24 protein-coding genes are annotated in these 22,732 nt (G+C 65.6%); 4 read left to right on the top strand and 20 right to left on the bottom strand.

Features of this window, described 5'->3' with window-relative positions:
- Positions 1–6 precede the first annotated feature (6 nt).
- From paaI to tnpA, 7 genes are all read right to left on the bottom strand, one after another.
- Entirely contained in the window at positions 7–477 is a 471-nt protein-coding gene (gene paaI, locus EZH22_RS28765; RefSeq protein WP_203193709.1) for a hydroxyphenylacetyl-CoA thioesterase PaaI, read from the bottom strand.
- On the bottom strand, positions 474–1,463 hold the full coding sequence (meaB, locus tag EZH22_RS28760) for a methylmalonyl Co-A mutase-associated GTPase MeaB (protein ID WP_203193708.1): 990 nt from the start codon (positions 1,461–1,463) through the stop codon (positions 474–476). Before meaB ends, paaI begins: the two co-directional genes overlap by 4 nt.
- A gap of 10 nt (positions 1,464–1,473) precedes the next feature.
- Positions 1,474–3,153: an acyl-CoA mutase large subunit family protein gene (locus EZH22_RS28755; RefSeq protein ID WP_203193707.1), complete on the bottom strand. Its 1,680-nt coding sequence runs from the start codon at positions 3,151–3,153 to the stop codon at positions 1,474–1,476.
- Entirely contained in the window at positions 3,150–3,596 is a 447-nt protein-coding gene (locus tag EZH22_RS28750; RefSeq protein WP_203193706.1) for a cobalamin B12-binding domain-containing protein, read from the bottom strand. The genes EZH22_RS28755 and EZH22_RS28750 overlap by 4 nt, the downstream gene beginning before the upstream one ends.
- Positions 3,593–4,141: a TetR/AcrR family transcriptional regulator gene (locus EZH22_RS28745; RefSeq protein WP_231711206.1), complete on the bottom strand. Its 549-nt coding sequence runs from the start codon at positions 4,139–4,141 to the stop codon at positions 3,593–3,595. The genes EZH22_RS28750 and EZH22_RS28745 overlap by 4 nt, the downstream gene beginning before the upstream one ends.
- A gap of 330 nt (positions 4,142–4,471) precedes the next feature.
- On the bottom strand, positions 4,472–4,828 hold the full coding sequence (gene tnpB / locus EZH22_RS28740) for an IS66 family insertion sequence element accessory protein TnpB (RefSeq protein ID WP_203193705.1): 357 nt from the start codon (positions 4,826–4,828) through the stop codon (positions 4,472–4,474).
- A complete protein-coding gene (tnpA, locus tag EZH22_RS28735; RefSeq protein WP_203193704.1) occupies positions 4,825–5,271 on the bottom strand; it encodes an IS66-like element accessory protein TnpA in 447 nt (148 codons plus the stop codon). Before tnpA ends, tnpB begins: the two co-directional genes overlap by 4 nt.
- Before the next feature lie 163 nt (positions 5,272–5,434).
- Here tnpA and EZH22_RS28730 point away from each other — a divergent pair, with 163 nt between their 5' ends.
- Positions 5,435–6,427, top strand: coding sequence for an IS4 family transposase (locus tag EZH22_RS28730; protein WP_231711205.1), 993 nt, complete (start codon positions 5,435–5,437; stop codon positions 6,425–6,427).
- Between the two features lie 130 nt (positions 6,428–6,557).
- On the opposite strand, the gene EZH22_RS32510 is transcribed toward EZH22_RS28730, so the two are convergent.
- The 9 genes from EZH22_RS32510 to EZH22_RS28685 all read right to left on the bottom strand — a co-directional run bounded on the left by EZH22_RS32510 (position 6,558) and on the right by EZH22_RS28685 (position 16,267).
- The gene (locus EZH22_RS32510; RefSeq protein WP_203193703.1) at positions 6,558–6,830 is read right to left on the bottom strand and encodes an SDR family NAD(P)-dependent oxidoreductase; all 273 of its coding nucleotides are present in this window, start codon (positions 6,828–6,830) and stop codon (positions 6,558–6,560) included.
- A 67-nt stretch (positions 6,831–6,897) separates the two neighbouring features.
- A complete protein-coding gene (locus EZH22_RS32505; RefSeq protein ID WP_203193702.1) occupies positions 6,898–7,122 on the bottom strand; it encodes an SDR family NAD(P)-dependent oxidoreductase in 225 nt (74 codons plus the stop codon).
- A gap of 11 nt (positions 7,123–7,133) precedes the next feature.
- Entirely contained in the window at positions 7,134–8,093 is a 960-nt protein-coding gene (locus EZH22_RS28715) for a hydroxymethylglutaryl-CoA lyase (RefSeq protein ID WP_203193701.1), read from the bottom strand.
- The gene (locus EZH22_RS28710; RefSeq protein WP_203193700.1) at positions 8,090–10,105 is read right to left on the bottom strand and encodes an acetyl/propionyl/methylcrotonyl-CoA carboxylase subunit alpha; all 2,016 of its coding nucleotides are present in this window, start codon (positions 10,103–10,105) and stop codon (positions 8,090–8,092) included. Before EZH22_RS28710 ends, EZH22_RS28715 begins: the two co-directional genes overlap by 4 nt.
- A gap of 10 nt (positions 10,106–10,115) precedes the next feature.
- A complete protein-coding gene (locus EZH22_RS28705) occupies positions 10,116–11,723 on the bottom strand; it encodes an acyl-CoA carboxylase subunit beta (protein WP_203193699.1) in 1,608 nt (535 codons plus the stop codon).
- On the bottom strand, positions 11,720–13,033 hold the full coding sequence (locus EZH22_RS28700; RefSeq protein ID WP_203193698.1) for a phenylacetate--CoA ligase family protein: 1,314 nt from the start codon (positions 13,031–13,033) through the stop codon (positions 11,720–11,722). The genes EZH22_RS28705 and EZH22_RS28700 overlap by 4 nt, the downstream gene beginning before the upstream one ends.
- A 102-nt stretch (positions 13,034–13,135) precedes the next feature.
- A complete protein-coding gene (locus EZH22_RS28695) occupies positions 13,136–14,296 on the bottom strand; it encodes an acyl-CoA dehydrogenase family protein (protein ID WP_203193697.1) in 1,161 nt (386 codons plus the stop codon).
- A 13-nt stretch (positions 14,297–14,309) separates the two neighbouring features.
- Positions 14,310–15,089 (bottom strand): enoyl-CoA hydratase/isomerase family protein, encoded by a 780-nt coding sequence (locus tag EZH22_RS28690; RefSeq protein WP_203193696.1) that lies wholly within the window; start codon positions 15,087–15,089, stop codon positions 14,310–14,312.
- Positions 15,086–16,267 carry an acyl-CoA dehydrogenase family protein gene (locus EZH22_RS28685; protein ID WP_203193695.1) on the bottom strand — a complete coding sequence of 394 codons (1,182 nt, stop codon included), beginning with the start codon at positions 16,265–16,267 and terminating at the stop codon, positions 15,086–15,088. Before EZH22_RS28685 ends, EZH22_RS28690 begins: the two co-directional genes overlap by 4 nt.
- A 91-nt stretch (positions 16,268–16,358) precedes the next feature.
- Here EZH22_RS28685 and EZH22_RS32500 point away from each other — a divergent pair, with 91 nt between their 5' ends.
- The 3 genes from EZH22_RS32500 to EZH22_RS28675 all read left to right on the top strand — a co-directional run bounded on the left by EZH22_RS32500 (position 16,359) and on the right by EZH22_RS28675 (position 18,685).
- A complete protein-coding gene (locus EZH22_RS32500; protein ID WP_269902922.1) occupies positions 16,359–16,748 on the top strand; it encodes an oxidoreductase in 390 nt (129 codons plus the stop codon).
- A complete protein-coding gene (locus EZH22_RS32495; RefSeq protein WP_269902900.1) occupies positions 16,718–18,391 on the top strand; it encodes an FAD-dependent oxidoreductase in 1,674 nt (557 codons plus the stop codon). Before EZH22_RS32500 ends, EZH22_RS32495 begins: the two co-directional genes overlap by 31 nt.
- Before the next feature lie 129 nt (positions 18,392–18,520).
- Positions 18,521–18,685 carry a hypothetical protein gene (locus tag EZH22_RS28675; protein ID WP_203193694.1) on the top strand — a complete coding sequence of 55 codons (165 nt, stop codon included), beginning with the start codon at positions 18,521–18,523 and terminating at the stop codon, positions 18,683–18,685.
- A gap of 18 nt (positions 18,686–18,703) precedes the next feature.
- On the opposite strand, the gene EZH22_RS28670 is transcribed toward EZH22_RS28675, so the two are convergent.
- Genes EZH22_RS28670 through EZH22_RS28655 form a run of 4 tightly spaced genes read right to left on the bottom strand, consistent with a single transcriptional unit; the run spans position 18,704 to position 22,683 of the window.
- Positions 18,704–19,159, bottom strand: a complete 456-nt coding sequence (locus EZH22_RS28670) for a PaaI family thioesterase (RefSeq protein ID WP_203193693.1) — start codon at positions 19,157–19,159, stop codon at positions 18,704–18,706.
- Between the two features lie 17 nt (positions 19,160–19,176).
- Positions 19,177–19,911 carry a helix-turn-helix domain-containing protein gene (locus tag EZH22_RS28665; protein WP_203193692.1) on the bottom strand — a complete coding sequence of 245 codons (735 nt, stop codon included), beginning with the start codon at positions 19,909–19,911 and terminating at the stop codon, positions 19,177–19,179.
- On the bottom strand, positions 19,895–20,749 hold the full coding sequence (locus tag EZH22_RS28660) for an NmrA family NAD(P)-binding protein (protein WP_203193691.1): 855 nt from the start codon (positions 20,747–20,749) through the stop codon (positions 19,895–19,897). The genes EZH22_RS28665 and EZH22_RS28660 overlap by 17 nt, the downstream gene beginning before the upstream one ends.
- Positions 20,746–22,683 (bottom strand): AMP-binding protein, encoded by a 1,938-nt coding sequence (locus tag EZH22_RS28655; protein WP_203193690.1) that lies wholly within the window; start codon positions 22,681–22,683, stop codon positions 20,746–20,748. The genes EZH22_RS28660 and EZH22_RS28655 overlap by 4 nt, the downstream gene beginning before the upstream one ends.
- Positions 22,684–22,732: the final 49 nt, after the last annotated feature.

The raw sequence follows: 22,732 nt of genomic DNA, 5'->3' as shown, positions 1-22,732 counted from the left end.
CTGGTGTCACCCCGTCTCAGGTGGCCGGACCGAGGGCATATGGCCCGCGATGGTGCGGGAGTGGCCGCGGAACTCGGCGACCACCTTGCCGGTGGCGCCGTTGACTACGGCACAGTCATAGATTGCGGTCCGGGCGGTGCGGGCGCGCTCGCTGGCGCGAGCGATCAGCCGATCGCCGGCCTGCACGGGCCTCAGGAAGGCGATGCTGCAGGTCTGGGCGACCGATTGCTGGCCCCGGCTGTTGCAGGCGATGGAAAGAGCCGCGTCGGCCAGGGTGAACAGCACGCCGCCATGGCAAGTGCCGAAGGCGTTGAGCGCCACCGGGGGCACCGTCATCGCCAGCTCGGCCGCGCCCGGACCGGCGGCGACGAGCTCAAAGCCGAAGGCACCGGCCGGCCGGTCGCCCGACAGCATGAACCACGCCCAGCGCCACGCCTCGGCGGCCGGGTCCTCCGCGCGATCGGCGGGCGCGTTCATCGGGCCCTCCCATCGGCCTTCTGCGGAACCGCGACAGGAGGTGGAAGGCAACCGGGCTGCGCCGCCATGGCGGCGCGCGCGGCGGTGTCGATGTCGATCTCGCCCCGCTCCGTCCGCGCGAGCGTCTCGATGAAGGCAGCGTCATCCCAGGCGAGGATGCGGCGCCGCATCTCCCCTGCCGCGCCTTCGGCCACGAGGCGGCGAATGCGGGCGCGCCGCCGGGCCGCCGCATCTTCCGGCTGCCGGGTCGCGCAGGCGTCCACCGCGGCAAGCAGCTCCGCCACGCCGCGGCCCTCGCTAGCGGTGGTCTCCAGCACAGGGACGTCCGCCTCACCCTTCCGCCGCAGGCTCAGCATGGCCTTGAGCTGCCGGACCGTGCGGGGCGCGAGTGGCAGGTCGGCCTTGTTCACCACCAGGATGCTGGCGATCTCCAATATGCCGGCTTTGATGGCCTGCACGTCGTCACCGAGGCCGGGCGCGTTCACCACGACGCGCACGGCGGCCACGTCCGCGATCTCCACCTCGGACTGTCCCGCGCCCACGGTCTCGATCACGATGGCGTCGCGGCCGGCGGCGTCGAGCACGTCCACCACATGGTGGATGCTCCGCGAAAGCCCGCCCAGATGCCCGCGTGAGGCGATTGAGCGGATGAAGACGCCCGGGTCGTCCGTGTGGCGGCCCATGCGGATGCGATCGCCCAGCACCGCCCCGCCCGACAGGGGGCTCGACGGGTCCACCGCCACCACCCCCACGGTGCGGCCGCTCTTGCGCAGCTCGGCCACGAAGGCGTCCACCAGGGTTGACTTGCCGGCGCCGGGCGGCCCGGTGAAGCCGACGGTGAGCGCCCGGCCGGTCGCCGGCAGGATGGCGGCGTGGAGCGCGGCGGCGGCGCTGCCGCCGTCCTCCATGAGGCTGATGGCTCGCGCCACGGCACGGGGATCGCCGGCGCACAGCCATTGCGCCAGCGAGAACGGGGACGGGGCCATGACAGTCCCGTCAGGCGATGATCAAGGGATGGCCGAAGCCCAGCTCGCGGCGCAGGCAGCCCACCATCTCGCCATGGGTCACGCCGGCCTCGGCCGCCTCCACCACCTTCTCGAACACATTTTCCCGCTCGCTGCCCGCCGCGCGGGCCAGCGCGTCGAGGGCGCGCGCCACCGCCTCCTGGCTGCGCTCGCGCTTGAAGGCCTTAAAGCGAGCCACATGCTGCTCCATGGCCTCCGGGTCGGGGCGCTCGGCGGGCGGAATGGTGGTGTCCTCCTCCACCTGATAGCAGTTGACCCCGATGATCTTGCGCTCCCCTGTCTCCAGCTGCTCCTGGAAGGCGAAGGCCGAGTCGCCGATCATGGTCTGCACCAGCCCGGCCTCGGCGGCCTTGTACATGCCGCCCGCCGCGTCGATCCGCGCGATCACCGCGTTGATCTCCGCCTCCATCTGGTCGGTCAGCCGCTCCAGGTAATAGGAGCCGCCTAGGGGATCGATCACGGCGCAGAGCTGCGCCTCGTCGCGCAGGATGTTCTGGGTGGCGACCGCGATGCGCGCGGTCTCTTCGCTGGGGCAGGCGATGGCCTCGTCATAGGCGTCCGTATGCATGGATTGGAGCCCGCTGAGGATGCCCGCCATGGCCTGGACCGAGACGCGGGCGATGTTGTTCAAGGGTTGCTGCTGGGTCAGGTCGACGCCCGAGGTCTGGCCGTGGAACTTGAAGCGCCAGCAGGCGGGATCCTTTGCGCCGAGCCGCTCGCGGGCGATCCGCGCCCAGATGCGCCGCCCGGCGCGGAACTTGGCGATCTCCTCAAAGAAGGAGATGGAAATATCGAAGAAGAAGGTAAAGCGGCGCAGGACGTCGTCCACGTCCATGCCGCGCTCGATGCAGTCCTGCGCATACTGGATCGCCGAGGACAAGGTGAAGCCCATGGTCTCGGCGGGCGTCGCTCCGGCCTGCTGCATGTGCTGGCCGACTACCGACAGGGGATTCCAGTTCGGCACCGCACGCCGGCAGAATTCGATGTGGTCCAGCAGCACCCGCCGCGACCCCGGCAGGGACAGCCGGTAGAACTGGTGGTTGGCGATGAAATGGGAAATATAGTCGCTCTGGTTCGACGTGCCGGTGATGCTGCACCAGTCGATGCCGCGTCGGCGCGCCACCCCGAGCGTGAAGGCGAGAAGCGTGAACGGCGAGGGATCGTTCATGGCGGTGGAGATGGAGCCGAGGGGTACCCCGTCCAGTGCCTCCTCCATGTGGTCCGTGGTGTTCACCACCGTGCCGCAGGTGCCGAGCAGCACCGGATCCACCTCGTCGCAATCGATGCCGCGGAAGCCTGAGCAGCACGGCAGAAGGCTGATGGCGGTGGCGCCCGCATCGATGATGCGGCGCACGCGGACATTGTAGTCCTGCGGCGTGCCGAGGCCAATGAGCTGGCGCTGGGTCCAGGTGCGGCCGCGATGCATGGACGGGTAGATGCCGCGCGTGAAGGGGTATTGGCCGGGAAAACCGAGATCGTCCAGATAGCGCTCGCCCGTCCAATCGCGCGGCGTATAGAGCGGCTGGAGCTCCAAGCCGGAGCGGTTGCGGACCGGCTTCTCGCCGGCCATCTGGCGCGAATAATCGGAGCGCCACTGGGCGGAGGCATGCTCGAATCCCGGGAGTGGAAGCTGAACAGCAGCTTGGTTCATGGGTTTGCCTCCGAATAGTCATCGACACGCTCGGCGCGCGACTTCTGGCCGAGGGCCGTCACGCACTCCACGATCTCCTCGCGTGCAGCGCCTGGGCCGAACACTCTGTTGACCCCGGCGGCGGCGAGCGCCGGCTGTTCGGCCTCCGGCACGATGCCCCCCACCACGACACCCACATGATTGAGCCCTGCGGAGCGTAGCGCCTCCATCATTTTCGGGACGATCAGGTGGTCGGTGGCCAGCGAGCTGATGCCAATCACGTCTACGTCCTCTTCAATGGCAAGCTTCACGACACCCGGGATGGTCTGCCAGGGTGGCGTGTAGATCACTTCCATGCCAGCGTCGCGCAAATAGGCGGCGACGATCCGGCTGCCGCGATCATGGCCATCGAGGCCGATCTTGGTGACGAGGACACGGAGGGGGCGCATGCCGGCATCGATCATTTCTTGCTCGTCCTTCGTGTGGGCTGGATGCCGAACGAGGCGACCATCTCATTGACGACAGGGTCGAGGCCGCCGACAGATCCGCGATACCAGACCGGGGTCCAGTTCAGAGCGCCGATGAGCAGCAGCCGCATCAGCTTGGGATTGCGGCTCTGAGGAAGATGGAGGCCGTCGATCAGCGCGCGGAAGCGCTCCTCATAGCGCTCGCGCTGGCGCTTCAACTCTTCCGTTGCTTCCGGCACATCTTCGGGCAGCACACGGATGATGACGCGCGCATAGGCGCTCTCGTCGAGGATGGATTCAAGGTGGGCCCGGATGGCGCAGCGGAAGCGCTTCACCGGATCGTGCTCCTCCGCCATTGCCTCATCGAAGTTGCGGATGATGCGGTCCACGCCCTCCTGATAGACGGCCACGAGCAGCGCGTGCTTGGTCGCCACGTGGAAGTAGACCGCCCCCGGCGTGACGTTCACCACATGAGCGATGTCCCGCATGGTCGTGGCGTGGTAGCCGCGCTCGGCGAAGAAGACGGCGGCAGCGTCCAGCAAGGCAGGCCATCTGCTTGGTTGACGTTTCGAGGCTGTCGAGGTCAAGGTATCACCCATCTAACTAAACGATCATTTAGCATTCTCTGGATAGATTGGCAAGTCTTCCACGCCCTTGCCCTCCAGGCTCGGAGCATCGCCCCCTCAGCCTCGCCGGCGAAAGGTGCGGTCAGGACGCCGCTTACCGCTGAGTGACGCAAATCGTTGAGCATTGTGAGTATGGACAGCCATACTGACAGTGTCTTGAAGCGTCTCGGGGTCACGGGGAAGCTCTGGAGGGAGCGAGGCCATGACGCCGATTCAATCATATTCGTCAGATGCTTGCGAGCGCTTTCAGCTCGCCGCGACCGGTGCCGCCGTCCGCTGCGGTTCATGGACCCGGCGCCAGTCCAGCCCTTCGAACAGGGCCTGAAGCTGGGCTGCCGTCAGCCGCAGGGCCCCGTCCTCGATTTTGGGCCCGCGGAACTCGCCATTCTCCAGACGCTTCGAGACCAGCACCACGCCGGTGCCGTCCCAGAACACCAGCTTCACCCGGTCCGGGCGCTTGGCGCGGAACACGTAGATCGTGCCCGAGAACGGGTCGGCGCCAATCGTCTCGCGCACCAGCGCGGCCAGGCCCTCGGCGCCCTTGCGGAAGTCGACCGGCTTCGTCGCGACCATGACGCGGACAGCGCCGGTCGGGCCGATCACGACCCGGCCTTCAACGCGCCGAGCACTGCCGCTATGGTGGCCGGCGAGGCCCCGTTCTCGATCGTCACCTTCACGCCGGCGACGTCGATCTCTATGGCCGCCGCGCGGCGCTGCCGAGTGCGCCGCTTCGGGCGTGACGACTGCATCGTCCGCTCCGGTGCAACAGCAGGTTCCGGCACGACCACCGCCGGCACGAAGGCTGGCACCGCATCCGCGGCCTTGCGGAGCTCGCGACGCCAGGTGAACAACTGCTGTGGCGACAAGGCGTGACGGCGGGCGACGGCACTCACCCTCGCACCAGGCTCGAAGCTCTCCGACACGATCCGCGCCTTGTCCTCGGCTGACCAGTCCCGCCGGCGCCCCGCGCCCGTGAAGACCTCGAACCGCCGAACCGGCTCGTCGATCTCGGCGCTCGATTTAAGCGTAAGCTCTGAAATCGTCATATGTCCAAGCCCCTCTCGGCTCGGAACATCAACCTTCACGCCTCATCCCGAAAGGTGGGCTCGGGACGACGGCACACCTCTCGGTCTGACAGCGGTGAAGTTCTGGACATGAAAGAAATTCAAGGGAACGCTCGCGCTCAAGCGGCACATCAATCCCACGCGCGTGCCGATCGAGACGAAGGAGAGCTACCGCTGGCTTGAGAACCTGCGCCAGTCCATCGCGCTCGTTGGCGCGCCCGAGCGCTGCGTGCATGTAGGTGACCGGGAGAGCGACATCTACGAACTCTATTGCACCGCGCAGGGCCTTGGTACCAGCTTCCTCGTGCGGGTGCAGACGAACAGGTTGGCCGAGCGGCCTGCCGATGCCGCCCCGCACGATCCTGCTCATCGCGTCTTTGCCCAACTTGCGACGGCGCCTTGGGCAGGACGTCATCGCATTACCGTTGATCAGGACGAGACGACCTGGCTGCAGGTGAAGTTCGCCGCCATCAACACCTTGCCGCCCGTGGGCAAACAGAAGCGCTACAGTCCGCAGGTTCTGACTTACATCCACGCCCTCGAAGAGAATCCGCCGGCCGGTCGCGAGCCGATCGACTGGAAGCTAGTAACCAACCTGCCGGTCGACGATCTCTCTGCGGCGGTCGAGAAGCTCGGTTGGTACGCCCTGCGCTGGAAGGCGGAGGTGTTCCACAAGGTCATGAAGTCCGGCTGCCGTGCCGAGGAGGCGAGGCTCGAAACCGCAGAGAGGCTGGCGAAATTCCTCGCTCTCATCGCGGTGGTCAGCTGGCGAATATTCTTCGTCACTATGTCGGCGCGAGCCAAGCCAGACGCCGCGCCCGACAGTGTTCTCACCTTCGCCGAGATCACTGCGCTCGACCAGATCGACGCATCCCGAACGCGACCGCGCCTCCAACGGCCTACGCTCGCCGCCTACCTGCTGCAAATCGCAATGCTTGGCGGCTACCTCGCCCGCAAACATGATCCGCCTCCAGGCAACATGGTCGTCTGGCGCGGCATGACCCGCTTGCACGACATCGCCTTCGGCATCTCCATTGGATCAAGCCGACGATGTGGGGAATCGAAAGCTTCCTCGGATGCGTACAGCGCGCCACCGCCGACACCACAGCACCCGGTGCCAGCGTCTCCTCAAGGATAAGCACCCGGTCGTCGGCCGACCAGCGCCGACGGCCCATCGCACCGTTGGTGACCTCGAAGCGCCGGATCTCACTCTCCGGCTCAAGTCTATGGTCAAGTCCAGACACAAAACAATCCTCCATATCGGATCGTCAAGGTGCCCCGTCAGACCGCCGCAAAGTAGGTGGGGTCGGAGCCGCGCTCTTACGCTTGGCCGCAGAGTAGTTCGCCTGCGCAGAATTGCCGATCAGGCCCGAGGTCGAGGTCATATGCACCAGCGCGCCGCTTTGCTGCTCGCGGAAATAATCGGCGGTGGCGCGGCTGGTGTTGAAGGCGGCATAGAGATGTACCTTCACCACCGCGTCGAAATCGTCATATGTCATCTTGTGGAAGAAGCCGTCGCGCAGGATCCCGACATTGTTCACGACTGCGCCAATGCGGCCGAATCCTTCACGGCGGCCTCGACCATGGCTCGGGCAGCGTCCGGGTCGGTTACGCTGCCGCCATCAGCGATGGCATCGCCGCCGGTGGCCCTTTGATCTCGTCCACCACCGTTTGCGCAGCGGTGATAGCTTGCCCGATGCCCTTGAGCGTCGCGCCCAAATCGTTGACCACGACCGCCGCTCCCTCGGCTGCCGCCATTAGCGCGATCTCGTGGCCGATCCCGCCGCCCGCGCCGGTGACCAGCACCACCTTTCCATCCAGCGTCTTTCCCATATCAATCCTCCTCATTTCGCCTTGCGAAATCTGTCAAGTCCGCCGGAATGCATCACCCGGGCCATCAGAGGCGCGCCGATGATCTCTTCGGCCTTGACCGCGGCGGCGATCAGCTTGTCCAGGTCGATGCCCGTCTCGATGCCCAGCTCGTGGCACAGAAAAACCGCGTCCTCAGTGCAGACATTGCCCGCGGCGCGGGCGTTGCCGTGGCCGGCGAAGGGGCAGCCGCCAAGGCCGGCGACCGAGCTTTCGAACATGTCCACCCCCATTGACAACGCTGCATAGATGTTGGCGATGCCCAGCCCGCGCGTGTCGTGAAGATGCATTCCGATGCGCGCCCCGGGCGCAAGCTCGCGCAGGGCGCCGATCATGCGCTTGACCGCCTCGGGGTTGCCCCAGCCCATCGTGTCGGCGATCACGAGGATTGGTACGGGGATCTGCTCTTCCTTGCAAAGGCGCACGACAAAACGGAAATCATCCAGCACCCGCTCCTGCGGAATAGGTCCCTGCAGGTTGCAGCCGAACGCGGTCATCACATAGGCCGCATCCACGGTGTAGCCCGCTTCCTTGTAGAGCCGCACCCACTCGCGCTGCCGCTCGCGCATCTGCGCTGAGGAGCAGTTGTTGTTTGCCTGTGCGAAAGCTTCAGACGGATAGAACAAAAGACGCGGGTCGATATCGACCTCATGCGCGGTCAACGCCTTGCGGAACCCCTTCTCGTTGAGCCAAAGCGAGGTGTATTTCACACCCGGCTTGCGCTTGATGCGCTGGAACAGCTCGCCCGTGTCGGCCATTTGCGGCACGTATCTGGGGCTCACGAAGCTGCCCACCTGGATACGCTTCAGTCCCGTATCGCTGAGCATGTCGATCAGTTCGATCCGCTGTTCGATCGGGTAGATCTTGCTTTCGATCTGAAAGCCCTCGCGCGGGCCTTCTTCACGAAACTCTACGGACTTGGGAAAATCGCTCATGCCTCTTCCTTTTCAGGCGGTATAATCTCGGCGATCATCTGGCCGCGATCCACCATCATGCCTTTGGAGACCGCAATATTCGCGGCGATGCCGGAGGCAGGTGCCTTGATGGAGATCTCGAGCTTCATTGACTCCAGGACCGCTATGACATCGCCTTCCGCTATCGCGTCGCCCTCGGACGCTTTGACGTCGACGATCATTCCGGTCAGCGGCGAGGCAACGGTCCGTTCGGCAGCGGTGTCGCCGCCGGCCGCGGCCAAAGGTGGTGCCGGGCGGAAGACAAGCCGGCCCGGCTCGGCGTCGATCTCGATCACCCCGGCATGAAGGCGCGCGGTTGCCACGTCTACCGTCTCGCCCTGCGCCACGCGCCACCGGCCCGGCGCGATCTCACGGCAGGAGAAAGTGAGGGCGGCACCATCACTGCCGTAGACCGTGTAGGTGTCGCCGGAGCGGACCGGGCCGACGCAGAGCTCCTCGACGCTTCCCGCTGCGTCGGTCAGCATCACGCGCTGGCCCGCCTCCATCGCGTCGCCGCCAAGGCCGAGCCGCCAGTTGGTGAAGAGGTCGCGGTTCGACCACGGTTCGGCGGCACCGTCTGAGCGCCCGCGGGTGACGAAGAGCACCGCTGCCATGGCCTTCCAGAGCCGGGTGCCCGGCACTTTCGCCGCCGCAGTCAGATCGTCCAGCCGCTCGTCGATCCAGCGGGTGTGGACGTTCATTTTCTCGAAATCGGCGTTGCGGGCGAGCGCGGCGAGGAAGGCGCGGTTGGTCTCGACGCCTTCGACCGCGACATGATCCAGCGCCAGCGCGAGCCGCGCCAGCGCCGTCTCGCGGTCGGGCGCGTGGATGATCAGCTTGGCGATCATCGGATCGTAATAGGGGGTGACGGCATCGCCTGCCTCGACGCCGCTGTCGATGCGGAGACCATCGGGCAGGCTCAGCGTGGTCAGCGTGCCGGTGGAAGGAGCGAACTGCATCGCCGGGTCCTCGGCATAGAGCCGTGCCTCGATGGCGTGACCGTCAATCGTCAGATCGCCTTGCTTCAGGCCAAGGCCCGCACCCTCGGCAATACGCAGTTGCAGCGCCACGAGGTCGAGCCCGGTGATCGCCTCGGTCACGGGATGTTCCACCTGGATGCGCGGGTTCACCTCGAGGAAAAAGTATTCCTCGCCCGAGACCAGGAACTCCACCGTGCCCAGGCCGCGATAGTGCTGCGTCTCGCCCAGCCGCACGGCGTCGTGGGCGATCCGTTCGAGCAGGTCGCGGGGCAGGCCCCAGGCGGGGGCTTCCTCGATCACCTTCTGATGCCGGCGCTGCAGCGTGCAGTCGCGCTCGAAAAGATGCACGACGTGGCCCTTGCCATCGCCGGCGATCTGCACCTCCACATGGCGGGCCTCGGGCAGGAACCGTTCCAGCAGGAGACCTTCCGAGCCGAAGGTAGACTTCGCTTCGCGCAGCGCGCCCTCGATGTCGGCCATCAGGGTCTTTTCGTCTGCCACCAACCGCTGTCCACGTCCGCCGCCGCCGCCCACAGCCTTGAGCAGCACGGGCAGCCCCATCCGGCGCACTTCGGCGGCGATTTGATCGGGACCGAACAGGGCGCCCGCGGCGCCCGAGATCACCGGCACGCTGGCCGCGATGGCGGCATCCTTGGCGCTGGCCTTGTCGCCGAAGCGTTCCAGGGTTTCCGGCGTCGGCCCCATGAAGATCATGCCGGCGGCCTCGACCGCGCGGGCGAATTCGGAGTTCTCGGCGAGGAAGCCGTAGCCGGGATGGACGGCGTCGGCCCCGGCGGCCTTCGCCGCGGCCAGCGCGGCGTCGATGCGCAGATAGCTTTCCGAGGCCGGCCCGCCGCCGATGCAGATCGAGTGGCCGATCTCGCGCACGTGGAGCGCGTTAACGTCGGCTTCGGAATGTATGGCGACAGGCCGGACGCCCCGTGCCCGCGCCGTGCGGGCGATCCGGCAAGCGATCTCGCCACGGTTGGCGATGAGAAGCGTCTTGATCTTCACTATGGCCGCCTCACATCCTAAACACGCCGAAATGGGTTTCGACCTTTGGACGCCGTGAGGTGATGTCGAGCAGCAGCGCCATGATGTCGCGGGTCTCGCAGGGTTCGATCACGCTGTCGACCCAGAGGTTCGAGGCGAAGTTGTAGGCGCCCTGGAAGTCCTCGTATTCCTTGCGGATCGGTGCCTTGAAGGCCTCTTCCTCCTCCTTCGTCCATGTCTTGCCCTCGCGTTCGTTGATCTGAGCGCGCACCTGGGCCAGGACGCTCGCCGCCTGTTCCGGCCCCATGATCGCAGCGCGGCCGGTCGGCCAGGCGAACATCGCGTCGGGCTGGAAGGGGCGGCCCAGCATGGCCAGGTATCCTGCTCCGTACGAACCGCCGGTGATGATGGTGAACTTCGGTACCCGCGCCGAGGACATGGCGGTGATCATCTTGGCGCCCGCCTTGGCGATTCCCATCTGCTCGACCTCGCGGCCCACCATGAAGCCGTTGACATCGGCCAGGAACAGCAGCGGGATGTCGCGCTGCGCGCACAGATTGATGAAATGCGTGGCCTTCAGCGCCGCTTCGACGAACAGCACGCCGGTATTGGCGAGAATTCCCACCTCATGCCCGTGAATGCGGCCCCAGCCGGTCATCAAGGTGTCGCCGTAGAGCGGCTTGAACTCGTGAAACTCGCTGCCGTCGACCAGCCGCGCGACGATCTCGCGGTTCTCGGTGGGTACTTTGGGGTCACGGCTGACGATGCCGTAGATCTCTTCCACCGGGTAGGCCGGGGGGCGCGGCGGCGCCGGGGTCTTGCGCGGGGAGGGCTTCTCGCCCAGGTGCGTGACGATCTCTCGCGTGATGGCGAGCGCGTGGGCGTCGTCCTCTGCGAGATGGTCGGTCACGCCCGAGACCGAGCAGTGCATCTTGCCGCCGCCGAGGGTCTCGTTGTCGACCTTCTCCCCAGTGGCCGCGAAGGTGAGTTCCGGCCCGCCGAGATACATGAAGCCCTGGCCGCGCACGATGACCACCTCGTCGCAAAGCGCCGGGATATAGGCGCCGCCGGCGGTGCAGGGGCCCATGACCACGGCGATCTGCGGCACGCCGTCGCCCGACATCCCGACCTGGTTGTGAAATATCGAGCCGAACTGGCCTTCGTCGGGGAAGATGTTCTCCTGGTCAGGCAGAAACGCGCCGCCGGAATCGACCAGTGTGACGACCGGCAGGCGATTGGCCCAGGCGATCCGCTGGGCGCGCACGTGCTTACGGCAGGTCATGCCGAAATAGGTGCCTCCCTTCACGGTGGCGTCGTTGGCGATGATCATGCAGTGGCGGCCCTCGATCACGCCGATGCCGGTGATGATCCCCGCGCCGGGCGGCAGGCCGTCATACTTATCGAGGCCGGCGAGTTCGCCGAGTTCGAGGAACGGCATGCCCGGGTCGATCAGCCGCTCGACGCGCTCGCGCGGCAGGATCTTGCCCTTCTTCGCGTGGCGCGCCCGTGCGCTTTCCGGCCCGCCGACGCGCTGGCTGCGCCGCAGCGCGTGCAGCTCGGCCACCTTGGCGCGGTAATGCGCGGCGTTGGTCCGGAAGTCTTCCGACCCGGTGTCGAGCAGGGATTTCAGCTTTGTCATGGCAGGTCAGGGTACCTTTTCAACACGAAGGCCACCTTGGCCGCGCCCGGCCTTTCGAAGGTGCCGGCATCGACGATCCGGACATCGGCCCTGAACACCAAAGCGTCGCGCAGGCGCTGCTCGACCGTCTTCTTCAGCTCCGCGTCACCGTCTGGGTCCCGGTCGGGGCCGCGTTCGACTATGATCTTCAGTGCTTCCTGCGTGGTGTGGCCCTCGAAATCGGCCACCACACGCATCACGCCGTTCGTTTGCGGCACCATCTCGTTGATGATGCTGTTGATCGCCGAGGGAAACACGTTGGCCCCGCGCACGATCAGCATGTCGTCGGTGCGCCCTGTGCAGCGGATCTTGGGACCCGTCCGGCCGCAGGCGCAGGTCGTGCCCAGGACCTCGATGAAATCGCCCGAGCGGAAGCGCACCAGCGGGCTCGCCCGGCGTCCGAGGGCGGTGTAGATCAGCTCGCCCCTGGCGCCCTCCGCCCAAGGGATGATCTTGCCGGTCTCGGGGTCGAGCAGTTCGGTCAAAACATAGTCCATGTTGACCATGTGCATGCCCGACCGCTGGTCGCACTCGGCCCAGTAGGTCACGCCCAGGTCGGTGCCGCCCATCATCTCGGTGCACGTGGCGCCCCAGAGTTTTTCGATCTTCGCGCGGATCGCCGGAATGCCGCCGCCCGGCTCGCCTCCGACGACGACTCGTTCCACGCCCAGCCTGCCCGCTGGGGCGCACAGCACCTCTTCGGCCTTTTCGGCCAGGTGGATCACGAAATTCGGCGCCCCGACGACGCAGCGAGGGCGCGTGTCGGCGCAGGCGCGCAGGAGCCGGTCGACGCCGCCGTCGGCGCCCACCGGCACGTCGATGGCGCCCATATATTGCAGGCCCTGCATCACCGGGATGCCGCCCACGAAGCCCTTGGCGAGCGAGAAGGCGTGCAGCACCATGTCGCCGGGCCGCACGCCGTTGGCGAAGAAGCAGCGCGCCGTCATCTCGTGCCACATCTCGGCATCGGATTCTGTCAGCGCCACGTAGGAGGGGCTGCCGGTCGTCCCCGAGGACGCCTGCATCTGGATGATGTCTTCCATCGGCGCGGCGCGGTGGCGGCCGAAAGGCGGCTCGGCCGACAGGCTTTCGCGGATCTCGGCCTTGTAGGTGAAGGGCAGCCCCTGCAGATCCTCAATGGTGCGGATCTCATCGAAATCGACGCCGGCCGCAGCGAATTTGTCCTGGTAGAAAGGCGAGTTGGCCCTGAGATAGGCCATTTGCTTGACCAGCCGCTCTTCCTGGATGCGGCGCACCTCGTCGAGCGGCATGCCCTCGATCTCGTGCCAGAACCGGCCGTTGGCCTTCGCGCCGGCATCGGCCCGCCGGAAGCGCATTCCATGTTGCATTCTTTCCTCCCTGGGCTCTCGCGGTCAATACGAACGCGGCAGACCCATCACCTTCTCGCCAATAAAGCTGAGGCACAGTTCACGATTCACCGGCGCGGTGCGCAGCAGGCGGACCAACGGATAAAGCTCGTACAGCCCGGTATCTTCCGTGAAACCCGACCCGCCATGCGCCTGAAGGGCGGCGTCCACGGCTTCGATCCCGGCCTCGGCGGCGGCATATTTCGCCATGTTCGACGAGGCGCCGGCGGGAAGCTTGTTGTCGAATTCCCAAGCCGCGCGGCGGGTCATCAGGCTCGCCATCTCCACGGCCGTGTGGGCCTTGGCCATCGGATGCTGCACGCCCTGATGCGCGCCGATCGGCTGGTCGAAAACGTTGCGTTCGCAAGCATAGGCCACTGCCTTCCGTAAGGCGAACCGGCCAATACCGCAGCAAAGAGCCGCCAGGATGATACGTTCGGGATTGAGCGAATCGAACAGGATCGAAAATCCGTCGTCCACCTCGCCCACAACGTCCTCGGGGCCGAGATCCACCTCGTCGAAGAACAGCGTCCATTGTTCTTCCGGCAGTGGGATCGAGACCTTCACGCGCTGCATTTCTACGCCCTTCTTCTTCAGGTCCACGGCGAAAAGCGTGAAGCCGTCGGTCTTGCGGGAGACCTCGGTGTGAGCCTTGGTGCGCGCCACCACGAGGCAGTAGTCGGAGACGTCGGCGCCGGTGATGAAGGTCTTTTCCCCCGTTAGCCCAAAACGGTTGCCATTGCGCCTGGCGAGCGTTGTGGCCTTTATCGTATTCGAGCCCGCACCGGGTTCGGTAATCGCGAAGCAGAACTGGATCTCGCCTCGGCAGGCGGCCGGCAAGAGCTCTCTGCGGTGGAACTCGGTCCCGTGGCGGGCGATATGAGCCAGCGACATGGTGGGGCCGACCACCATCATCAGGAGCGGGATGCCGTGGTTCGCCGTGCCCTCCATGAAGAGCGCCATCTCGGTCATGCCGAGACCGGCGCCGCCATATTCCTCGGGCACCATGATGCCCAGGAAGCCGTCCTCGGCAATCTGCTGGAACATCTCTTTGGGAAAGGCATGCCGGCGGGCGTGATCCAGCCAGTAGGCATTGTCGAATTTCTGCGCGAGCAGGGCGCCGTATTCGTAGATCTGGCGCTGCTCATCATTTAGCGTGAAGTCCATCCCGCACCTCTTGTCAGGCTTTGAAGGCCGGCACGCGCCGGCTTTCGAACGCATCTAGCCCTTCGGCCACGTCCTCGCTTCGTAGCGCACGCACGGCAGCGTCGCGCTCCAGCCGCATCTGCTGGTCGAGGCCCATGTCGGCGCCTTCGCGTGCCAGGCGCTTCATCTCGGCAATGCCGGGGCGTGAGCGGGTGCCGATCGTCACGCAGTAGTCCAACGCCGCTTGGCGCAGCTCTTCATCCGGCACGACGTAGTTCACCAGTCGGGCCTCCTTCGCCTCGTCCGCCTTCAGCCAGCGGGCCGAGAACATCAGATCGAGCGCCCGGCGCAGGCCCATCAGCCGGGTCAGCCGCTGGCTACCGCCCCAGCCGGGGATCAGCCCGAACTGCGCGTGCTGGTCGCCGAACTGAGCGCTATCCGCAGCGAAACAGACATCGCAGGACAGCATCAGCTCAAGCCCGCCGGCCAAGCATAGGCCCTGCACCGCAACGACCACGGGGAGATGGCTCTGTTCCAGCCTACGAAGCCCTTCCATGCCAAAGGCGATGAAATGGTCCAGCGCCTGCGCGTCCTTAATCTTACTTTTCACCTCGGTCAGGTCGGCGCCGGTGCAGAAGTGCTTTCCCTGTGCGCAGATCAGGATCGAACGAATGTCGCGGTCCGCCTCAAATTTCTCGCGGGCCCTGGAGATGCACTCATGGACCTCCAGCGACAGGCAGTTGAACTTGTCCGGGCGGGCGAGCTCGATAATGCCGATGCTGCCCTCGACACGGACATTGACGGGAACGCTCACTTCGCGCCTCCCTTGGCCTTCTTGTCGTATTGCAACGCCATGCGGCCGACCTTCTCGCGCGCGATAACGAGCTTCTGGATTTGCGCGGTACCGTCGCCGATCTGCAGGCCCAGAACATCGTTGTAGCGCTGATGGTGAGGCAGGTCGACGGTATAGCCGTAATGGCCGTGCAGGATCAGGCACTGATGGATGATCTCGCACGCGGTTTTCGGCACGTACCACTTGCACATCGCCGCCTCCTTGGTATGCGGCAGGCCACGGTCGCGCAGATCGAGCGTGTAGTAGCAAAGCTGCCGCATCATGGTGAGCTGCGTTTCGGCCTCGGCCAGCGGGAAGCTGACCCCCTGATACTGCGCCAGCGGCGCGCCGAAGGCTTCGCGTTCCTGCACATAAGTCCAGGTTTCGTCCACCGAGGCCTGCGCTGCGCCTAGGCATTCCAGCCCGATCAGTGCTCGGGAATAGTCGAAGCCCGCCATGATCGTGCCGAAGGCACGGTCCTGCTCGGCCATCATGCATTCAGACGGCACAAAAACGTCATCAAAGAAGACCGAACCGCGCCCCACGGGCTTGGTGCCTATGTCGTCGAAATGCGTACGGCTAATGCCCTTTTCGTTCAGGCCCACAAAGAACGCGCTGACGCCCCGCGATCCGCCCTCGGGATCGCCGGTACGGGCAAAGACTACTGCCGCATCAGCCTGCGCGGCGAAGCTCATCGAGGTCTTCTCGCCGTTCAGTCGCCAGCCACTGCCGGATTTGACGGCCCTGAGTTGCAGATTCGCCGCGTCCGATCCGCCACGCGGCTCGGTCAATGCCAGCCCTATCACCGCCTCACCCGACGTGACACGGGCCACCCATTCCTTGGCGATTTCGGGGGACGCGTGTTTCGCGACCATGCCGCCCATCAGCGACCCCAGAAGCTGGATGTAGCTGACATTGAAATCGGCCCGAGCGATTTCCTCGACGATCAATCCCGCCGTGACCGAGCTTTCGCCCAGCCCGCCGAACTCCTCTGGCAGATCGGCGCCGATCAGTCCAAGCGCTCCCATCTCCTTGATGAGCCCACGATCCATCACGTGTTCGGTGGCCCGCTTCTGATAACTCTCGGCGAGTTTCTCACGCGCGAAACGCTGTGCCGTCTCTCGAAACGCCTGCTGGTCATCTGTCGGTTGAAACTGCACGTGCTGGCCCTCCCGCCTGTGAATCCCGCTTTTCAAAAAACCTAACAAACGTTAGAATGTCTGGCAAGATGCAATGGGAGGGAACGTGGATATGTCCGACAGGCGCGGAAGAACCTTCGAGAAATTGCTGTCCCCGATCCGGGCAGGCGTCCACGACCTGCGGAACCGGGTCCTTATGGGCTCGATGCACACGCGGCTTGAAACCGAATCCAACGGTATCGAAAGACAGGTCGCGTTCTATCGTGAACGCGCGCACGGCGAAGCGGCAGTCATCGTGACTGGCGGCTTTGCGCCCAACGCCGAAGGCATGTTCGATCCGGAAGGTCCGCGGCTCGACGATCCGCAGCAGGTGCTGAGCCTCAAGCCGATTTGCGATGCGGTCCATCAGGAAGGCAGCCTGATCTGCGCGCAGATCTGCCACGCGGGCGTTATGCCAAGTTCGAAGGTTGCGTGGCACCTTCGCCGATCCGGGCGCCGATAAACCGCTATTCCCCGCGCGAGATGACCGATGCGGACATCCGACGGACCATAGAAGATTTCGCGACCGCCGCGGCAAACGCGCAGGCCGCAGGGTTCGACGGGGTCGAGATCATGGGCTCCGAAGGCTATCTCATTAATGAATTCACCGTGACCCACACCAACAAGCGCGAGGACGAGTGGGGTGGCAGCGCCGACAACCGGCACCGCTTCCCGGTCGAAATCGTGCGCGCAGTGCGCGACCGCTGCGGACCGGATTTGCTGGTCATCTATCGGATCTCTGCGGCCGATCTTGTCGAGGGCGGCGCGCCCGCTGAAGAGATCGCCGCGCTCGCCCGCAAGATCGAGGCCGCCGGCGCCGACATTCTGAACACCGGAATCGGCTGGCACGAGGCGCGCGTGCCAACGATCGCGTATCCAGTGCCGCGTGGTGCCTGGCGGAAGGCGGCGGCCAACGTGAAGGCGGCGGTGTCGATCCCGGTCGTGGCCTCGAACCGAATCAACACCCCCGAGGTCGCCGAGGACATCCTGGCCTCGGGAGATGCCGACTTGGTCTCGATGGCGCGGCCCTTCCTCGCCGACCCTCATTTCGTGCGCAAAGTTCGCGAGGGTAGGGCCCATGAGATCAACACCTGCATCGCCTGCAATCAGGCATGTCTGGATTTCATCTTCTCGGACCGTCCGGTAAGCTGCCTTGTCAATCCGCGCGCCGGCCGCGAGACGGAATTCCGTGACACGCCGAGCGAGACCCCGAAGAAGGTGGCGATCGTCGGCGGCGGGGCGGCGGGTATGGCCACGGCGGCCGAGGCCGCGCGACTTGGCCACGCGGTCACACTTTTCGAGGCAGAGAACCGGCTGGGCGGGCAACTCAACCTGGCGCGTGCGGCCCCGGGCAAGCAAGAGTTCGACGAAACGCTGCGTTATTCCGCCGCTCAGATGGACAGGCACGGCGTCACCCTGCGGCTGGGCTGTCGCGCCACTGCCGACGATCTTGCCGGGTTTGACCATGTGGTGATCGCCACCGGCGTGACCCCTCGCATCCCTGACCTTCCGGGCATAGACCATGCCAAGGTCGCTACCTATGCCGAGATCCTCTCCGGCGCGCGCGAGGCTGGACAGACCGTGGCCATCATGGGCGCGGGCGGGATCGGCCATGACGTGGCCGAATTCCTTGTCACCCATCCGGCCGAGGCCAATGAGAACGAGGTCTTTTTCGAGACATGGGGCGTGGATGGACAGTTCAGGAATGTCGGCGCGCTGGCGGGCGATCCGCTGGCCGCGGTGCCTGCAAAGCGCAAAGTGGTGATGCTGCAGCGCAAGACGAGCAAGCTGGGACAGGGGCTTGGCATTTCGACGGGCTGGATCCTGCGCAACGCATTGCGTAAACATGGAGTCGAGACCTTCGCGGGTGTGATCTATCAGCGTATCGACGATGAGGGGCTCCACGTCATTTGGAACGGCGAGACAAAAGTTATCGCCGCCGACACGATCGTTCTCTGTACGGGACAGGAACCCGAGCGGACGCTGATCGAGGCGCTTGCGGTCCGTGGCATTTCCGCCACGATGATCGGCGGTGCGGCCGAGGCGGCTGAACTCGATGCGTTGCGTGCGATCGACGAAGGAGTCCGCCTCGCCCAGTCTTTGTGAACAGCCAGGATCGATTGTCGGGGAGGAACATCATGCTGCCCGAGGTGGCCCGCGCCGGGCAGGCGGATGTCTATTCGATGTTTCGCACGGGAGCGCGCGCAAAAACGGGTACTTGCGCTCGAGCCCCGAATGCCGAATGCTGATGAGCTGATGCGGTTTTGCCGCGAGCAAATGGCCGGCTATAAGCGGCCGCGCAAGATCCGCTTCATCGCTTCCGAAGACTTCTCCCGCTCGACCAGCGGCAAGATCCAGCGCCACGTCCTGGAAACCTGGATCGAGCGCGAGGCCAACTGAGGCCTGCCTCGACTGCGCCTATCCGCTGACGCCCGTCCGTCCGAACAGCGCCATCAACGTACCGGTCATCGTGGCGACCAGCTTCTCTGTCCCACCCTTCAGCGCATGGGCGCGCGCCTCGCAGATGGTGAGGGTGCGACCGGGCTTGACCACCTCGGCCTGGAAGCGGAAGCGCTCGCCCTCGGCTGGGTTGAGGAGGTTGATTTTGAACTCCACGGTCAGCACCGCCGCTTCGGCCGGCATCAGCGAGAAGGCGGCGTAGCCGCAAGCGCTGTCGAGCGCTGTCGAGACGATGCCGGCGTGAACGAAGCCGTGCTGCTGGGTCAGCGCTTCGTTGTGCGCCATCTCCAGAACGATGCGCCCGGGCGACAGGTCGGCAATGGTGATGCCCAGCGTGTGCATCACCTTTTGGCGTCCGAAACTGTCGCGCACGCGTGCGTCGAAATCGGGGGTCCTCGGCTCGAAACCGGGCATGGCCTGTCTGCTCCTCGTCAGGGATCAATAACCAATCTTAGGCGGGTTTCGAGTCCCTGATCTTGGAAGAAACGGCCAGAGGGCCGCGCACCGGCAAGGCGGCGGAGCACGCCCGGTGGGGCGCCGGCGAAGGCGCGGCAGGCAGCCGACATGTGCGACTGGTCGTAGTACCCTGCATCAAGCGCCAGTTCGCTTAACGCCTGATCGCGCGCCGCAAGCCCGTCCAGCAGGGTCCGGAAACGCCGGGTGGCGGTAAGCCGCCGTCGCGACATGCCGGCGGTCGCGCGGACGCAACGCCGTTCACTTCGCGCGCTGGCGGGGGCGGAGTGGCTACCGGAGAAGGTCAGGTCGCAGGCGAGCTGGTCGAGTGCCGCAACAAGCGGCGCCCAGGCCTCACCGTTCTCCGCCACTGCCAGAAGAGCAAGGGTCAGCGCGTCCAGATTACCTTCGGAGGGGAGAAGGTGGGGCGCGGCGTCGAGGCGCATTCCGGCGATCACGCCCTTGAAGGGCGCGTGGCGCGGGCTGAAGGCGGGGCGGGGCGGTTCGAGGTCGAGGCGCGGGCCGCGATCGGCTCCGCCGCGCAGCGTCAGGGAAAGCGTAAAGAGATCGGTGGCGAAGCGGCCGGTGCCGGGACCCGACAAGAGGCCGCAATCGCAGTAGACGAAGAAATGGTCGATCTGGGCGGGGGCCCCGGCCGGCGGCGCGAGCTCGAGATAAAGCGGCGCGGGCGCCGCCTTATCCGACGTAGGCATGCCTGTTCCCGGCCACAAAGTCGCGGAAGCGGCGCGCTGGGCGGCCGAGCACCTCGCTGACCGTGGTCTCAATGCCGGCGAGATAGCCCTTGGCTGCGAGCGAGGCCAACTCCACCATGGCGGCGGCGACGTCGGGGTGCATGCCGTTCGCAATCATGTGCGCCTTGGCCTGATTCGGCGGCAAGGAGGCGCATGTCACCGCGCGGCCTGTCGCCTCGCTGAGGAGAGAGGCGATCTCCTCGCCGGTCAACGCCTCCGCGCCCGTCAGGCCATAGGCCTTGCCAGCATGGCCCGCGCCAAGCAGCGCCTCGACCGCCACATCGGCGATGTCACGGGCGTCGACCCACGCCACCGGCCCACCCAGATCGTCATAATAGACGCCATCGGAGACGATATTTTCAGCCTGCCACAGAAGGTTTTGCATGAAATAGGTGGGCTGAACCAAGGTCCAGTCCATGCCGCTGTCCTTCAGCAGTTCCTGGCTTTCGGAATGCCACATCCCGAAGGTCAGCCGCGCCCTGGGCGAAGCACCGAGTCCGGTGGACATGACCACATGGCGCACGCCCGCCGCCTTGGCCGCGGCGATGGCATTGGCCTTCCAGCGGCGCATGTCCTGATGCGGCGGCGTCACGAGATAGGCCTTCTCCGCTCCTTGGCAGGCGCGTTCCAAAGCGTCGCGGTCGCCGAAATCCGCCACGGCGGCATCGCAACCCTTCGCCACCAGCGCCGCAGCCTTCGCAGGCTGGACGGTGACGGCACGCAGCCTCGCGCCCCTGGTGAGAAGCGCTTCCACCAGTGGGGCGCCGGTGGTGCCCGTGGCTCCGAAGACCGTGATCATGGCTTGTCCTTTCTCAGGGCCGCGATGGCCTCCATCGTTTCGGGATTGCTGATCGAGGAGAGGTCGCCCGGATCCTCGTCCAGGAAGGCGGCGCGCACGATCCGGCGCATCGTCTTCATGCTGCGGGTCTTGGGCAGCGCCTCGACGAAATGGATCTCGCTCGGGCGGAAGGGCCTCGAAACCACCTCGCCGACGCGGTCCTTGAGCTGCTCGACGAGCCTGTCATCGGGCGTCACACCGGGCGCCGTGACGCAGATGCAAATCACCATTGTACCCTTTATGGGGTCGGGGACGGGTATCGCCGCTGCATCCACAACTTTCCCCGTTTCGGTCAGCGCCGCCTCGATCTCCGGTGGCCCGATGCGCTTGCCGGCAATGTTCAGCGTGTCGTCGGAACGGCCGAGGATAAACCAGGTGCCGTCCGGATCGCGCCGCGCCCAGTCGCCATGGCGCCAGATGCCGGGAAACGTGGACCAGTAGGTGTCGAGATAGCGCTTTTTGTCGCCCCAGATCGTCGGCGTCAGCCCCATCGGCGGCTGGGTGACGACCAATTCCCCGACCTCGCCCGGCGCAGCCTCGCTGCCGTCCACGCGCAGCACCTTGGCGCCGACGCCCAGCGCCTGACCCGAAAAGCCGCCCGGCTTCACCTCGTGCAGCACGGTAGAGGTAAGGATTGCGCCAAAGAGCTCGGTTCCACCCGAAATGTTGAGCGGTACCGCGTGGTGCCGGCAGATATGCTCCAGGTGCCAAAGCCAGGCATCGTCGGTCCAGCGCTCGCCGGTCGAGGCGACGATACGCAATGCGGAAAGATCGTACCCCCGCAGCGGCGCGGGATCCTGCGTCAGGAATTGCCGCACCAGCGTTGGTGCAACGCCTATATGAGTAACTTTGTTCTCGGCGGCCAGCCGCAGTAGGCGGAAGGGATCGCCCGGCATCGAGGGCGCTCCTTCGGCGAGCACCAATGTGGCGCCCGCAAGCAGCACCGAAGTCAGCGTGAGGGGCCCCATCACCCAACCCATGTCCGTCATCCACAGGTGGCGGTCGTCGTGCTTCATGTCGAGACACAGCAGAAAATCGGCCGTGGCCTTGGCCTGTACGCCCAAATGCGTGTGAACCACTCCCTTGGGCTTGCCGGTCGTGCCCGAGGTGTAGGCGATGAGCAGCGGTGCATCGGTCTCCACCGGATGCGCCGGCCGCGTCGCGTCGGCTTTACCGATGGTTTCCTGCCAGTCGAGATCGCGGGCCGGATCCGCCACTGGGCCGCCGAAGCGCCGCAGGCTGAACACGGTATGCACCGAGGGCACCTCCGCCAGTGCCTCTGCCAGGGTGGCCTCCATCCAGACCGGCTTGCCCCGCCGGGGCGTCGCATCCGCAGTCAGCACGGCGACGGCACGGGCGTCGTTCAGGCGGGTGACGATGGCATGCGGCGCAAACCCGGAAAATAGCGGGACCGCCACGGCGCCCAGCCGCGCGATGCCCAGAAGCACGGCCTCGATCTCGGGGATCATCGGCATGTAGATGCCGACGCCCTGGCTGGGCTTCACCCCACGCGCCGAGAGGGCGGAGGCAACGCGCGCGGCTTCCTCGGCAAGCCGGGAATAGCTCCATTGCTGGCGGCTGCCGTCTTCGCCCACCCAGTCGATCGCTGTCTTATCGCCGAGCCCCTTCTCGATGTGCGCGTCGAGACAGGTTTCGGTGAGATTCAGTGCGCCGCCGATTCCCCAGCGGATGTTCTCCGGTCCGGCGCCGATTTCGCGCAGACGGTCGTACGGGCGGGCGAAACGAATGCGGGTGAGGTCGAGAATTTGCGTCCAGAACCAATCCGGGTCACTGCATGCGCGTTCGACCAATTCCTCGTAGTTCGCGACGTCACAACGGTTCATGAATGCCGCGAGCGCACTTGTTTCCTTGATGGTTTGGTCGGCCTCGAACATCACCGATCTTCTGACCTAATAAAAAGGGGCCGCACTGAAATGCGGCCAA

The sequence above is a fragment of the Xanthobacter dioxanivorans genome, assembly GCF_016807805.1.
In the GTDB taxonomy this organism is placed as follows: Bacteria; Pseudomonadota; Alphaproteobacteria; order Rhizobiales; family Xanthobacteraceae; genus Xanthobacter; species Xanthobacter dioxanivorans.
The sequence above is the reverse complement of the archived record's forward strand: the minus strand, read 5'-3'. Positions and strand labels throughout refer to the sequence as shown.